Raw genomic sequence first — 13,607 nt, 5'->3', positions numbered from 1 at the left:
GCCGGTTCGCCGGTTCGCCGGTTCGCCGGTTCGCCGGTTCGCCGGTTCGCCGGTTAGCCGGTTAGCCGCGCCCGGCAGGATTCGCGGTGCTCCGGTATGATCGGCAGCCTCGGCCGGCGCCCGGCCCGCCTGCGCACCCGACACGTGCGCCGCGCGCCGCGCCGCCCAACCTCGCCCGCGCAGCCATGTCCACCGCCTCCACCGACCGTCCGACCGACGCCGCCTCGCCCCACTACTCGCGCAGCCTGCTGTTGCTGCTCGCGACGATCGCGGGCGTGTCCGTCGCGAACATCTACTACAACCAGCCGCTGCTCGACAGCTTCCGTTCGGCCTTTCCCGACGGCGCGTCGTGGATCGGCGCGGTGCCGACCGCGACCCAGCTCGGCTATGCGGCCGGCATGTTCCTGCTCGCGCCGCTCGGCGACCGCTTCGACCGCCGCGGGCTGATCCTGATGCAGATCGCCGGCCTGTCGGTCGCACTGATCGTGGCAGCCGCCGCCCCGTCGCTGGCCGTTCTCGCCGTCGCGAGCCTCGCGATCGGCGTGCTCGCCACCATCGCGCAACAGGCCGTGCCGTTCGCGGCCGAGATCGCGCCGCCCGCCGAACGCGGGCACGCGGTCGGCACCGTGATGAGCGGCCTGCTGCTCGGCATCCTGCTTGCGCGCACGGCCGCCGGTTTCGTCGCCGAGTATTTCGGCTGGCGCGCGGTGTTCGCCGCGTCGGTCGCGGCGCTCGTCGCGCTGGCCGCCGTGATCGTGCTGCGGCTGCCGCGCAGCTCGCCGACGTCGACGCTGTCGTACGGCAAGCTGCTCGGCTCGATGTGGCATCTGGCGGTCGAACTGCGCGGGCTGCGCGAGGCGTCGCTGACGGGCGCCGCGCTGTTCGCGGCGTTCAGCGCGTTCTGGCCCGTGCTCACGCTATTGCTCGCCGGCGCACCGTTCCATCTCGGTCCGCAGGCGGCCGGCCTGTTCGGGATCGTCGGCGCGGCGGGCGCGCTCGCGGCGCCCTACGCGGGGCGTTTCGCGGACACGCGCGGCCCGCGCACGATCATTTCGCTCGCGATCGCGCTGCTCGCGCTGTCGTTCGTGATCTTCGCGCTGTCGGGCTCGAGCCTCGTCGGGCTCGTGATCGGCGTGATCGTGCTGGACGTCGGCGTGCAGGCCGCGCAGATCTCGAACCAGTCGCGCATCTATGCGCTGAAGCCCGAGGCGCGCAGCCGCGTCAACACGGTGTTCATGGTGTGCTATTTCATCGGCGGCGCGATCGGCTCGTCGGCCGGCGTCGCCGCATGGCGCGCGTTCGGCTGGCTCGGCATGTGTGCGGCAGGACTGCTGTTCACCGCACTCGCGGGCTGGTCCCACCATCGCGGCGGCCGGCGCGGCTGAGCGCGCGCGGCGGCGCCGGCGTCACGCGTCGGCGCGCGGCGCGGCCGGTTCGCCGGCGGGCGGTGGCGCGAACGCCTGTGCCGGGTCCATTATCACCGCCGGATCCATCACGGCAGCCGGCGTCGGTACCGCAAGCGGGACGGCGGAAGGCGCCAGGATGGGCGCCGCGTCCGGCACCGCGATCTGCTCGGGTGCGGACGCAACGTCCACCGCCGCCACGACCGGCGAACCGACAGCCGCCGCGCGTGCCGCGGGCCGGCGCGCCGGATCGAACACGAACGACAGCCCGACGCTGCCGAGGATCGCGACGGTCGCGACCACGGTCGCCATCGTCACCGGTTCGCCAAGCAGCAGCGCACCGAGCGCGACCGCGACGATCGGGTTCACGTACATGCAGCTGCTCGCGATGATCGGGCTCGTGTGGCGGATCAGATAGCCGTACGCGACATACGCGGCCATCGTGCAGAACACCATCAGGTACACGAACGCGAACACGGGCCCGACGGCCAGTTGCTCGACGCGTTCGCCGAGCAGCCAGGCGACGAGCGTCGACATCAGCCCGCCGAGGCCGATCTGCAGCGACGTGGACAAAAACAGGTCGGACGGCAGCTTGAGCCGCGTCGCGAGATGCGCGCCGCCCGCCCAGAACAGCGCGCCGGCCAGCACGCAGATCGTGCCGAGCGCCGAGTTCGCGGCTGCCGCGCCGCCCGAATTCAGCACGACGATGCCGACCATCCCGAGCGCGACGGCCGCCCACTCGCCCTTCGTCACCGGCCGCCCGGCCACCGCCGCGATCACGGTCGCGAACAGCGGCACCGTGGCCACCATCACCGCGGCCGAGCCGCTGCTGACTGTGCGCATCCCGAGCGCGATCGTGCCCGACGACAGCGCGACGAGCATCGTGCCGACGATCGCCGAGTTGCGGATCTCCAGCAGCGTCGGCCATTCTGGCTTGCGCCGCAGCGCGAAGATGAACAGGCCGATCCCGCCGAGCAGGTTGCGCAGCCCCGACAGCAGCAGCGGCGGGAACGACTGCAGCGCGAAATGCAGGCCGCTGTAGGTCGACCCCCAGACGAAATAGATGAATACGAGCGCCAGCGCGACGCGGCCGCCGCGGCTTTGCGGCAGGCGGATCCGGAACGAAAGGCGGGAGAAGAAATCGAGGAGGCGATCGAGCGGGGTCATCGTGCAACCCGCCCGCACGTCGCGTTGCGTGCTCCGCTGAAAGACGCCGGCAATGCCGGCAAACGGTCCTGGCGGGACCGGGAAGGCAGAGCGAACATGCGGAACGACATGGCAGTGCGAACGGCGACGAAAGAGAACCGGCAAGCGGCGGCAAAGGGGCAAAAAAAACGCGCGCAACCGTTTCGACTGCGCACGCTCGGGATTATGGCATCAAGGATTCGAAAGCATCGTCAGACCTGTCTGAAAGGATAAGGACTGACGTTTCGGCGCGACAATTTTCGGCCGGCGGGCGGGTGAAATCCGGGGCCGCATGCGCTTCCGAGCCATGCGCCGCTCACGATCCGCCGAACCAGTTGTATCCCTGATCGACCCAGTAGCCGCCCGGAAACGTATCGGTCACGAAGATTTCCATGATGTGCTTCGGGTTCTTGTAGCCGAGCTTGGTCGGCATCCGCAGCTTCATCGGGAAACCGAATTCCGGCGGCAGGCGGCGGCCGTCGTAGTCGAACGCCAGCAGCGTCTGCGGATGCAGCGCGGTCGGCATGTCGATGCTCTCGTAGTAGTCGTCCGCACACTTGAAGCCGACGAATTTCGCGTGCGTGTCGGCGCCTGCACGCGCAAGAAACGCGCCGAACGGCGTGCCGCCCCAGCGGCCGATCGCGCTCCACCCTTCCACGCAGATATGCCGCGTGATCTGCTCCGCATGCGGCAGCGCATACAGCTCGTCGAGCGTCCAGACGCGCTTGCCCGTCACGCGGCCGGACAGCACGAGCCGATACGTCGACGCGTCGACGTGCGGCACGTCGTCGATCCCGTAATACGCGTTGAACGGGAACGGCCGCGTGATGTCGGCTTCGGTGTAGGTCGGCGCGAGCCGGTCGGGGCTGAACAGCCAAGCCTGCACGCGATCGTTCATGCGCGACACTTTCTCGAGGAACGTGTTGACCGACGCATCGTCCTGCAGCGTGCAGCCGGTCAGCATCGTCAGGCCGCCGAGCGTCAGCACGCGCCGGTTGAAGAGCCGCCGCGACGGCATCTCGAGCTCGCGGCGCACGTCGAGTTCGAGCGACTTCCGGTCGAGGGACCAGCACGGGCGGTCGCGCTTGTGTTCGGATTCGGACATGATGATTTCCTTCGGCACCTTCGTGCCGTTCAACGGCCGCGCAGCATCGCGAGCAGCGAGCGCGGCACCAGCAGCGCCATCGCGACGTGCACGACGAAGAACGCGACGAGCAGCGACATCGCCCAGAAATGCACGACGCGCGCGTTGTCGTAACCGCCGAACAGCTCGCGCAACAGCGGGAACTGCACGGATTTCCAGATCGCGAGCCCCGACAGCACCAGCACGACGAGATCGACGATCGCGGTCAGGTACGCCGCGCGCTGCACCGCGTTGTAGACGCTCAGGTCGGCATGCGACAGCCGCCCGCCGAGCGCCGCGCGCACGTCGCGCCACACGGATGCCGGCGTGACCGGCAGCATCTTGCGTACCAGGCGCCCGGTCGCAAGCGACATCGTCAGGTAGAACAGCCCGTTGCCGACGAGCAGCCACATCGCCGCGAAATGCCATTGCAGCGCGCCGCCGAGCCAGCCGCCGATCGTGATGCCGTGAGGAAACGTGAACGGCGGATAGATCGGCGACGCGTCGTAGATGCGCCAGCCGGACAGCGCCATCAGCACGGCCGCGAGCGCGTTGAGCCAGTGGCTCGCGCGCACCCACAGCGGATGGATCGGACGTGCGGGCGGCGTGGCGGCCGCGCGCCCGGTGGCGGGAACGGTTTGCATGATGAAAACTCCCGGAATGAGGCGACGGAGCGCGAGACGGGGCCGGAGACCGGCCACGCAACGCATGTGCTGACGCGCGGCGTGGCGCGTGCCCCGCGCGTCGGCCGGCACCGCGTGCCGTCCCGGCACGCAGCGGCGACACGCGCGTCGGCCGCGCTCCGTCCGTTTCCGTCAGTTCGACGGGGCCATCTTGTCGTCCGACTTCGGCTTGCCCATCGAGTCGTGCGACATCGCGTCCTTCTTCATCGCGTGCTTCTTCACGGCGCCCTTCTTCATCGCACCGCCCTTGGCCATCGCGTCGTCCTTCGCCATCGCATCGTGGCCCATCGCGTCCTTCGACATCGACGAACCCTCCTTCGACATCGCGTCGTTCTGCGCATACGCGCCCGTTGCGATCATGGCGAAACCGGCGACACAGGCTGCGATCAGTACTTTTTTCATGACATCTCTCCGAAACATGGGTTTGAGGAGCCGAATAGACGGAGGACGTCGCGGGAAATGACAGCCGTTTCGAAAATATTTTTTGGGGCTGCCAGAAGTGCCGCAATGCTGCGCCGCGCCGTCGTTGTCAGCCGGGCTGCAGGGCCGTGCGGCGGTGTCATGCATCGCGGCTTGCGCGGCAGGCGCGCCGCCCGTAATGCTGCAACTGCACCGCGGCAACCGATCTGCCACCGGTTGAAACCGCCGCAAAGCCAGTGTATCGTGTGCGCTGCTAACGCGGGGGTCCTGCAATGCGCCCGGTCAACAAACCGGCATTGCGGGTGAGAAATACCCTTTGAACCTGATCTGGATAATGCCAGCGCAGGGAAGCGTACGGATTCCGCCGCCATCCTTCTGACGAAATCCGCCGCCTCACCAAGCCTCGTCTCCTGCTTAGCTCGAGCCCCACATTCGTCCAGGGCTCCGGGCAAGCGCCGAAGCGTCTGTCCGGCGCTCACACAGGAGATTGCATGAACGCCAATCCGAAGTTTCTGTCCGCCGACGCCCACGTCGATGCCGCTGCCGTCGCGCCGCTGCCGAATTCGCGGAAAGTCTATGTGACCGGCTCGCAGCCCGACATCCGCGTACCGATGCGCGAAATCACGCAGGCCGACACGCCGACCGGCTTCGGCGGCGAAAAGAATCCGCCGATCTACGTGTACGACACGTCGGGCCCCTACACCGATCCGGAAGCCAAGATCGACATCCGCGCGGGCCTGCCCGCGCTGCGCCAGCGCTGGATCGAAGCGCGCGGCGACACCGAAGTGCTCTCCGGCCTGTCGAGCCGGTACGGCCTCGAGCGCGCGGCCGATCCGGCCACCGCCGACCTGCGTTTCCCGGGCCTGCACCGCAACCCGCGCCGCGCGCAGGCCGGCAAGAACGTCACGCAGATGCACTACGCGCGTCAGGGCATCATCACGCCGGAAATGGAATACATCGCGATCCGAGAGAACCAGCGCCGCGCCGAATACATCGAGAGCCTGAAGTCGAGCGGCCCGAACGGCGCGAAGCTCGCCGCGATGATGGGCCGCCAGCATCCGGGCCAGGCGTTCGGCGCTGCCGCATTCGGCGCGAATGCGCTGGCCGAGATCACGCCGGAGTTCGTGCGCGACGAAATCGCGCGCGGCCGCGCGATCATTCCCGCGAACATCAACCACCCGGAATCCGAGCCGATGATCATCGGCCGCAACTTCCTCGTGAAGATCAACGCGAACATCGGCAACTCGGCCGTCACGTCGTCGATCGGCGAGGAAGTCGACAAGATGACGTGGGCGATCCGCTGGGGCGGCGACACGGTGATGGACCTGTCGACCGGCAAGCACATCCATGAAACGCGCGAGTGGATCATCCGCAACAGCCCGGTGCCGATCGGCACGGTGCCGATCTACCAGGCGCTCGAGAAGGTCAACGGCAAAGCCGAGGACCTGACCTGGGAAATCTTCCGCGACACGCTGATCGAGCAGGCCGAGCAAGGCGTCGACTACTTCACGATCCACGCGGGCGTGCGCCTGCAGTACGTGCCGCTCACCGCGAACCGGATGACCGGCATCGTGTCGCGCGGCGGCTCGATCATGGCGAAGTGGTGCCTCGCGCATCACAAGGAAAGCTTCCTGTACGAACACTTCGAAGAGATCTGCGAGATCATGAAGGCGTACGACGTGAGCTTCTCGCTCGGCGACGGCCTGCGCCCCGGCTCGATCTACGACGCGAACGACGAAGCACAGCTCGGCGAACTGAAGACGCTCGGCGAGCTCACGCAGATCGCGTGGAAGCACGACGTGCAGGTGATGATCGAAGGCCCCGGCCACGTGCCGATGCAGTTGATCAAGGAGAACATGGATCTCCAGCTCGACTGGTGCAAGGAAGCGCCGTTCTACACGCTCGGGCCGCTCACCACCGACATCGCGCCGGGCTACGACCACATCACGTCGGGCATCGGCGCCGCGATGATCGGCTGGTTCGGCACCGCGATGCTGTGCTACGTGACGCCGAAGGAACACCTCGGCCTGCCGAACAAGGACGACGTGAAGGAAGGCATCATCACGTACAAGCTCGCCGCGCACGCCGCCGACCTCGCGAAGGGTCACCCGGGCGCGCAGGTGCGCGACAACGCGCTGTCGAAAGCGCGCTTCGAGTTCCGCTGGGAAGATCAGTTCAACATCGGTCTCGATCCGGACAAGGCGCGCGAATTCCACGACGAAACGCTGCCGAAGGATTCGGCGAAGGTCGCGCACTTCTGCTCGATGTGCGGCCCGCACTTCTGCTCGATGAAGATCACGCAGGACGTGCGCGAGTTCGCGGCGCAGCAGGGCGTGTCGGAAACCGAAGCGCTGAAGAAAGGGATGGAAGTGAAGGCGGTCGAGTTCGTCAAGACCGGCGCCGAGATCTACCACCGTCAATAAGCGAACGAGCGAATTCGGCGATTCGCGCCGGAAACGCATCGCGATGCACGAAGCCCGCTTTCGAGCGGGCTTTTTTTGCGCATGTCGCGTGCCTGCCGATGCACGGGAAACAATTGATTACGAAACCGTGCGAGGCTTAACAAGTCCTTACAGCAGCGGCGCGGGGCGGCGCATAGATTGGGAACATGCGTGGCCGCCAGCCGGTCGCGCGTCCTCCGTTCACTACCACAGGACAACGATCATGAATTCGATTCGGCGTATTGGGGTATGCGCGCTCCTCGTCGCGACGGTGGCCAGCCTGTCGGCCTGCGATTCGATGACGAGGCGCCAGCGCGACACGGCAATCGGTGCGGGTGTCGGCGGCGTCGCCGGCGCGGCGATCGGCGGCAACGCGCTGTCGACGCTGGGTGGCGCAGCGGCTGGCGGCATCATCGGCAACCAGGTCGGTAAATAAGCCGACCGGCTAACCGGCCGCCGCGCGAAGCGCGGCGAACTCCGGCCTGACGGCGTTTTCGCACTGCGGAAGCGCCGTTTTTCGTATGCGGCGCCGCAGCACGCCGCAGCGGCCCGGAAATGATCCGTTACCGTTTCGCACGTCGTGTCATCGGCGCGCGGCCTAAGCTTAAGCATCTGCCGATTGCCGGCTCCGCCGGAGAGACATCATGAACAGGATCCTCGTCGCCGCGGCGCTCGCCTGCACGACGCTCGCCGGCTGCTACTACCCGTACGGTTATTATCCTGGCGGCTATTACACGGCTGCACCGGTGCAGCCGGCGCCCGTGTACGTCGATCCGGGCCCCGCCTACTACTATCCGGCGCCTGCGTATGCGCCGGCGTGGGGCGGTTATTGGGGACCGGCGCTGTCGCTCAATTTCGGCTTCGGCGGACGCGGCGGACGCGGCGGCTGGCACCATCACTGATCGGGCTGCGCGGCCGGTGGCCGCGCCGTCTCGCGCCTGCAACCGGCGAATCTCCCGTTTCTTGTCGTTTCATCGAATCGTGAAACGACGGCGTGGTAACGCGGTGTAAGATCCACCGCATCCCGTCCCTCGCCCCCACGATCGATGTCACCCAAGAACGCCATCCTGCTGACCGTGCTCGCTGCCCTGTGGGGCGCGTCGTTCCTGTTTATCCGGATCGGCGTCGTCGATTTCGGCGTCGCGCCGCTGATGGCGCTGCGCGTCGGCATCGGCGCGCTGTTTCTCACCGGCTTTGCGCTGACGCGCTTCAAACCCGCCGATCTCGGCGCGCGGCTGCGCCGTCATGCGTGGCCGTTGTTCGTCGTCGGCGCACTGAACTCGGGCATACCGTTCTGCCTGTTCGCGTTCGCCGAACTGACGCTGTCGGCCGGCCTGACGTCGGTGATCAACGCGACGACGCCGCTGTGGGGCGCGCTCGTCGCTTACCTGTGGCTGAAGGACAAGCTGTCGCTGCCGCGCGCGCTCGGCCTCGTGATCGGTTTTGCCGGCGTGATCACGCTCGTGTGGAACCAGATCGCGAATGCGCACGGCGACACGGGCGCCGGCGCGACCGCGCTCGCCGCCGCCGCGGCACTCGGCGCGACGCTGCTGTACGGCATCGCGGCCAATTACACGAAGCGCAAGCTCGGCGGCGTCGATCCGCTCGTCAATGCGACCGGCAGCATGATCGGCTCGACCGTCCTGCTGCTGCCGTTCGCGATCGCCACCTGGCCGGCCGCACCGGTCGGCCCGCACGCATGGGGTTCCGTGCTCGGCCTCGGCATCGCATGCACGGGCATCGCGTATTTCATCTTCTTCTACCTGATCGCGCATGTCGGCCCCGCCCGCGCGATTACCGTGACGTTCGTGATCCCGGTGTTCGGCCTGCTGTGGGGCGCGCTGTTCCTCGGCGAACACGTGTCGGCCGTGATGATCGAAGGCTGCGCGATCGTGCTCGTCGGCACCGCGCTCGCAACCGGCGTGATCAAGCGGATTCCCGGTCTGCGGCCGCGTAGCGGCGAAGCAACCTGAGAATCCGGGCGCACGCGCTGCCGGCCGCCGGGCGGTAACCGCCGACGCCGGGCGCCGCCTGTTTCCCGGCGCGCCGGCATTCATCCGACGGGCGCGCCCGCCTGCGGCTGTACTCGCCGCGGGTTTTCCCGCGCCGCTACGCGCGCCATGCGGCTGCACGCACGGTCATGCCGCCGCCATGCCACCGGATTCTGATGTGCTTCCGCGGCGGCCTTCGCTGCGTGGCGGTGATGCGCGGCGCGCACTCGGGCGGCGCCGGTCATTGCTGCGCGCCGGCCATGGCCGCAGCCGCGCGCCGCGTGCGTGTGGAGTTTCCCTGATACGCGCGGCGCCGCATTCCCGTTACACTCGGAACACTTATCCGCAGAAGGCGGTCACGATGCCCCACGTTCCTTCGCGTCCGCCTGCGCATGTGACTGCTTCAGTGTGGCGACGCGCTGCCGCCCCACCGCTCCTCCCTGGGCACCGTTGACATGAAGCCCGCCCGCGACCGATCGCTCGACTCCCTGCTCGAACACCTGACGCCAACGCCCAGCGGCTGGTTCGCCACCTATCGCACCACGACGCTGCGCAGCGTGTTCCAGCCCGTGCTGTCGATCACGCACAAGCGCGTGGTCGGTTACGAGGCGCTGCTGCGCGTCGTCGACGCGAACGGCGCGCTGGTCTCGCCCGCCGCCCTCTTCGACAAGACGCGCGCCGATGCCGACGCGCTGCTGCTCGACCGGCTCGCGCGCTGCCTGCATACGGCCAACTTCGTCGCGCAAGGCATCGGCGACGGCTGGCTGTTCCTGAACGTGACGCCGCGCGTACTCGATTCGGGCCTCGTGCAGCGCGAGTTCGTCGAGGCGCTGTGCCGGCATTTCGCATTGCCGCCGAACCGCATCGTGCTGGAGGTCGTCGAACAGCCGGCGCGCGACGAAGCCGCGCTCGCCCGCACGATCGACATGATCCAGCATCGCGACTTCCTGATCGCGATCGACGATTTCGGCACGGGATTCTCGAATTTCGACCGCGTGTGGCGCGCACGGCCCGACATCGTCAAGCTCGATCGATCGCTCGTCGAGCGCTCGACCGGGTCGGCCGACGATCGCCGCATCATGCATCACCTCGTGTCGATGCTGCACCAGGCCGGCGCGATGGTGCTTGCCGAGGGCGTCGAAAGCGACGACGCGCTGCAGTCGCTGATGGAAGCCGACATCGATTTCGTGCAGGGTTTCCAGTTCGGCCAGCCCGACTCGTCGATCGCGCACGCAAGCGCGGCCGCGCCCGCGATGCTCGACGCTGCGTGGCGACGCTTCATCGCGCGCCGGCACACGCCGGCCATCGCCGAGCAGCCGGGCTTCGACGCGATCGAGCGGCTCGTGCTCACCGGCGCGGCCGCGTTTTCCGCGAGCGGCAACCTGCAGGATGCCGCGCAACGCGTGTTCGCGGTGCCGGCCGCGCGCCGCGTGTTCGTCACGGACGAGATCGGCGAGCAGTTCCTGCCGTCGATCGGCGCGCGACCCGACGATGGCCAGGCGAGCGTCACCCGCCTGTCGCCGCTTTTCCCGGAAACCCACAGCAACTGGTCGCGACGCCCGTATTTCCAGCGCGCGATCGCCGCGCCCGGGCGCGTCGCGCTGATGGGCCCGCACTTCTCGCTGACGGAAGGCCGCGACTGCTACACGGCCGCCGTCGCGATCCGTGCGCAGAGCCGGCTCGTCGTGTTCTGCGTCGACTTCGTGCTCGACAGTGCGGGAACCGTGATGCGCTAGCCGGTCGGCGCGGCGGCGGGCGCTCGCCCGCGATGTCCGTCGAGCGTGCGGCCTTCCGGCCACCCATTCGTCAGTCGACCACCTTCCCTCGTCCCGACTTCACCGTGCTGCGGCGCGACTTGTGCTCGAGCCGTCGCTCCTTCGACGCGCGCGTCGGCCGCGTCGCGACTCGCGCGCGCGGCGTGAACGCGACGCCGGCGATCAGCGCATCGAGTCGCGCCAGCGCTGCCTCGCGGTTCTTCTCCTGCGTGCGGTATTCCTGCGACTTGATCACGACGATGCCGTCGCGCGTGATGCGCTGGTCGGACAGTGCGAGGAGCCGCTCCTTGATGACGGGCGGCAGCGACGACGCACGGATGTCGAAGCGCAGGTGGATCGCGCTCGATACCTTGTTCACGTTCTGCCCGCCCGCGCCCTGCGCGCGCACGGCCGTCCATTCGACTTCGGCCGGATCGAGCGTATAGCGGATCATCATCGCGAAGCCTCCATGCGGCGCCGCGCGAGCGCCTCGTCGACGCGGGCCGCGAGCCCCGAATCGCGCTGCGTGCGCGTCGCGACCGCTTGCGCCAGCACGCGCCGCGGCCCGATCACCTGCACGCGCGTACGTGCCCGCGTTACTGCCGTGTAGACGAGCTCGCGCGTGAGCACGCGGCCGAACGATGCCGGCAGCACGAGCGCCGCTTCGTCGAATTCCGAGCCCTGCGATTTGTGGACCGTCAGCGCGAACGCCGTTTCGTGCGGCGGCAGCGCGGCCGGCGACACCGCGCGCGCGGTGCCGTCCGCGCGCCTGAACCACACGCGCAGCACGCCGTGCGCGTCGGGCAGCGCGATGCCGATGTCGCCGTTGAACAGCCCGAGCGCATAGTCGTTGCGCGTCACCATGATCGGCCGCCCGGTGAACCAGTGCGCGCCGACCGCGAGCGGCACGCGCGCCGCATGCCGCACGTGCGCGGCCACGAGCGCGTTGACGTGCTCCGCGCCGCGCGAGCCGCTGCGGGTCGCGCACAGGATCCGGAACCGGTTGAGCGCGTCGAACAGCGGCAGCGGATCGGGCACCGGCGCGGCCAGCGCGTCGCGCAACGCATCGAGGTACGCACCGAACCGCCGCGCGAGCCGCTCGACCGTCGACGACGCAAGCGACTCGCCCGCATCGTCGTGGAACGACGCGGCAGCCGCGTCGTCCGCGGGCAGCGCATCGAGCGCGGCCTGCACGTCGCCGCGGCGGATCGCGAGCGACAGCCGCCCGATCGGCGAATCGAGACCGAAGCGGTAATTGCGTTCGAGCCACACGACGCAGTCGGCGAGCGGCGCCGGTGCGGGTGTGGCGGGTGTGGCTTCGCCAGGCAATGGCGACATGACCGACGCAAGCGCCGCATCGCCGGCGTCGAACGGCGGCAGCTCGACGGCGTCGAGCCACGCGAGTTCGTCAGCCTCGATCCACGCGGAGGCGCCGCCCGCATCACCGGTATCACCGGCATCGGTCAATGCCGGACCGGCGGACGGAGGTGGCGCGACGTCCGCCGCGGCAACCGCGTCGTCCCGCGGTTCGTCGTCGAACAGCGACGCCTGTCGCGCATCGGCGCGCGGACGCGACGCGCGTTTGCGTGAAGCAGCGGCGGATACCGAAGCGGAAGCCTCGGCCTGGGCCGGTGCCGCAGCGGAAACCGGATTCGCAGCAGGCACAGCCGCCGCCGCTTCGTCCGGCACCGGCAACGCCGCAACGAACGCCGCCTCGTCGACACCGAGCGCCTGCGCGATGCGCGTGCGCGCCGCCGCGGTAAACGCCGGCCGCGCACTCAGCTCCGCGAACACGGCGCCCGCCTCGACCGCGGCCAATTGATCCTTGTCGCCGAGCAGCACGAGCCGAGCTCCCGGCGCGAGCGCATCAAGCAGGTGCGCGGCAAGCGCGACGTCGATCATCGATGCCTCGTCGACGACGATCAGGTCGTACGGCAGCGGATTGTCGCGATGATGCCGGAAGCCGGCTGCCCCGCCGCCGCCCAGCAGGCGATGCAGCGTGTACGACGTATCGGGCAGGCGCGCCGCGAGTTCGGGCGGCAGATCGCCGGCCCGCGCATGCAGCGCTTCCTGCATCCGCTGCGCGGCCTTGCCGGTCGGCGCGGCCAGCGCGATGCGCAGCCCCGGGTGCGCGTCGAGCAGACAGGCCAGCACGCCGACGACGGTCGTCGTCTTGCCGGTGCCGGGGCCGCCGCTGACGATCGTCACGCGGCCGGTCAGCGCGACGATCGCCGCGACGCGCTGCCAGTCGACTTCGCCGGTCGCGGGCCCGAAGTAGCGCGCGAGGTTGTCGCGCAACCGGTCGGGCGACAACCCGTCGTCCGGTACCGCGACGCCGGCCTGCGCAACCAGCGCTTCGGCCAGCCGCCGTTCGTAATCGAAATAGCGCGACAGGTACAGGTGATCGTGCCGGTCGACGATCAGCGGCCGCTCGTCGCCGCGCGCGAGCGTGCCGAACGCCACCACGCCGCTCGCGGCGAGCGCCGCGCGGATGTCGTCGAGCGGCTCTTCGTAGCGCTGCGCGAGCGCGCCGAGCGCGACGCATACGTGGCCGCCCGCAGTCGCGCGGCTCGTCGCGAACGCGGCGCGCGCCGCCCAGCGCGCGGC

Annotated in this window: 12 protein-coding genes and 1 riboswitch; of the genes, 6 read left to right on the top strand and 6 right to left on the bottom strand. The window is 69.0% G+C overall.

Annotated features, from left to right (window positions below; all coding sequences use genetic code 11):
- Positions 1-185: 185 nt before the first annotated feature.
- Positions 186-1,385 (top strand): MFS transporter, encoded by a 1,200-nt coding sequence (locus tag OEJ37_RS34650; protein WP_263349499.1) that lies wholly within the window; start codon positions 186-188, stop codon positions 1,383-1,385.
- A 21-nt stretch (positions 1,386-1,406) separates the two neighbouring features.
- Here the strand turns inward: OEJ37_RS34650 and OEJ37_RS34645 are convergent, their stop codons facing one another.
- The 4 genes from OEJ37_RS34645 to OEJ37_RS34630 form a co-directional block, all read right to left on the bottom strand.
- Entirely contained in the window at positions 1,407-2,570 is a 1,164-nt protein-coding gene (locus OEJ37_RS34645; RefSeq protein ID WP_175918851.1) for an EamA family transporter, read from the bottom strand.
- Between the two features lie 334 nt (positions 2,571-2,904).
- Complete coding sequence (locus tag OEJ37_RS34640; protein WP_263349498.1) at positions 2,905-3,693, bottom strand: molybdopterin-dependent oxidoreductase; 789 nt, start codon at positions 3,691-3,693, stop codon at positions 2,905-2,907.
- 29 nt (positions 3,694-3,722) lie between these two features.
- The gene (locus tag OEJ37_RS34635; protein WP_047900282.1) at positions 3,723-4,355 is read right to left on the bottom strand and encodes a cytochrome b/b6 domain-containing protein; all 633 of its coding nucleotides are present in this window, start codon (positions 4,353-4,355) and stop codon (positions 3,723-3,725) included.
- Between the two features lie 171 nt (positions 4,356-4,526).
- The gene (locus tag OEJ37_RS34630; RefSeq protein WP_174419047.1) at positions 4,527-4,796 is read right to left on the bottom strand and encodes a pentapeptide MXKDX repeat protein; all 270 of its coding nucleotides are present in this window, start codon (positions 4,794-4,796) and stop codon (positions 4,527-4,529) included.
- Between the two features lie 268 nt (positions 4,797-5,064).
- Positions 5,065-5,181: riboswitch (TPP riboswitch) on the top strand.
- 124 nt (positions 5,182-5,305) lie between these two features.
- Between OEJ37_RS34630 and thiC the strand changes: the two genes are divergently transcribed.
- From thiC to OEJ37_RS34605, 5 genes are all read left to right on the top strand, one after another.
- Positions 5,306-7,237, top strand: a complete 1,932-nt coding sequence (thiC, locus tag OEJ37_RS34625; protein ID WP_175918853.1) for a phosphomethylpyrimidine synthase ThiC — start codon at positions 5,306-5,308, stop codon at positions 7,235-7,237.
- A gap of 241 nt (positions 7,238-7,478) precedes the next feature.
- Positions 7,479-7,691 (top strand): glycine zipper 2TM domain-containing protein, encoded by a 213-nt coding sequence (locus OEJ37_RS34620; protein ID WP_152855277.1) that lies wholly within the window; start codon positions 7,479-7,481, stop codon positions 7,689-7,691.
- 208 nt (positions 7,692-7,899) lie between these two features.
- A complete protein-coding gene (locus OEJ37_RS34615; RefSeq protein ID WP_174419046.1) occupies positions 7,900-8,157 on the top strand; it encodes a hypothetical protein in 258 nt (85 codons plus the stop codon).
- 144 nt (positions 8,158-8,301) lie between these two features.
- On the top strand, positions 8,302-9,228 hold the full coding sequence (locus OEJ37_RS34610) for a DMT family transporter (protein ID WP_258282140.1): 927 nt from the start codon (positions 8,302-8,304) through the stop codon (positions 9,226-9,228).
- A gap of 473 nt (positions 9,229-9,701) precedes the next feature.
- Positions 9,702-10,982 (top strand): EAL domain-containing protein, encoded by a 1,281-nt coding sequence (locus OEJ37_RS34605; protein ID WP_174419044.1) that lies wholly within the window; start codon positions 9,702-9,704, stop codon positions 10,980-10,982.
- Between the two features lie 70 nt (positions 10,983-11,052).
- Here OEJ37_RS34605 and arfB read toward each other — a convergent pair whose 3' ends face one another.
- The gene (gene arfB, locus OEJ37_RS34600; protein WP_047900276.1) at positions 11,053-11,457 is read right to left on the bottom strand and encodes an alternative ribosome rescue aminoacyl-tRNA hydrolase ArfB; all 405 of its coding nucleotides are present in this window, start codon (positions 11,455-11,457) and stop codon (positions 11,053-11,055) included.
- Positions 11,454-13,607 (bottom strand): AAA family ATPase (locus OEJ37_RS34595; RefSeq protein WP_263349494.1); only part of this gene is annotated, 2,154 nt, incomplete at its 5' end. The genes arfB and OEJ37_RS34595, both read right to left, overlap by 4 nt.

The sequence above is a fragment of the Burkholderia sp. BKH01 genome, from assembly GCF_025685725.1.
GTDB lineage: Bacteria > Pseudomonadota > Gammaproteobacteria > Burkholderiales > Burkholderiaceae > Burkholderia > Burkholderia pyrrocinia_C.
The sequence above is the reverse complement of the archived record's forward strand: the minus strand, read 5'-3'. Positions and strand labels throughout refer to the sequence as shown.

Bases quoted from the DNA above. Each gene is read 5' to 3' on its own strand.
- OEJ37_RS34650 (WP_263349499.1), top strand. From the start codon at position 186: ATGTCCACCGCCTCCACCGACCGTCCGACCGACGCCGCCTCGCCCCAC.
- OEJ37_RS34610 (WP_258282140.1), top strand. From the start codon at position 8,302: ATGTCACCCAAGAACGCCATCCTGCTGACCGTGCTCGCTGCCCTGTGG.
- arfB (WP_047900276.1), bottom strand. From the start codon at position 11,457: ATGATGATCCGCTATACGCTCGATCCGGCCGAAGTCGAATGGACGGCC.
- OEJ37_RS34630 (WP_174419047.1), bottom strand. From the start codon at position 4,796: ATGAAAAAAGTACTGATCGCAGCCTGTGTCGCCGGTTTCGCCATGATC.
- OEJ37_RS34615 (WP_174419046.1), top strand. From the start codon at position 7,900: ATGAACAGGATCCTCGTCGCCGCGGCGCTCGCCTGCACGACGCTCGCC.
- OEJ37_RS34635 (WP_047900282.1), bottom strand. From the start codon at position 4,355: ATGCAAACCGTTCCCGCCACCGGGCGCGCGGCCGCCACGCCGCCCGCA.
- OEJ37_RS34645 (WP_175918851.1), bottom strand. From the start codon at position 2,570: ATGACCCCGCTCGATCGCCTCCTCGATTTCTTCTCCCGCCTTTCGTTC.
- OEJ37_RS34620 (WP_152855277.1), top strand. From the start codon at position 7,479: ATGAATTCGATTCGGCGTATTGGGGTATGCGCGCTCCTCGTCGCGACG.
- OEJ37_RS34605 (WP_174419044.1), top strand. From the start codon at position 9,702: ATGAAGCCCGCCCGCGACCGATCGCTCGACTCCCTGCTCGAACACCTG.
- OEJ37_RS34640 (WP_263349498.1), bottom strand. From the start codon at position 3,693: ATGTCCGAATCCGAACACAAGCGCGACCGCCCGTGCTGGTCCCTCGAC.
- thiC (WP_175918853.1), top strand. From the start codon at position 5,306: ATGAACGCCAATCCGAAGTTTCTGTCCGCCGACGCCCACGTCGATGCC.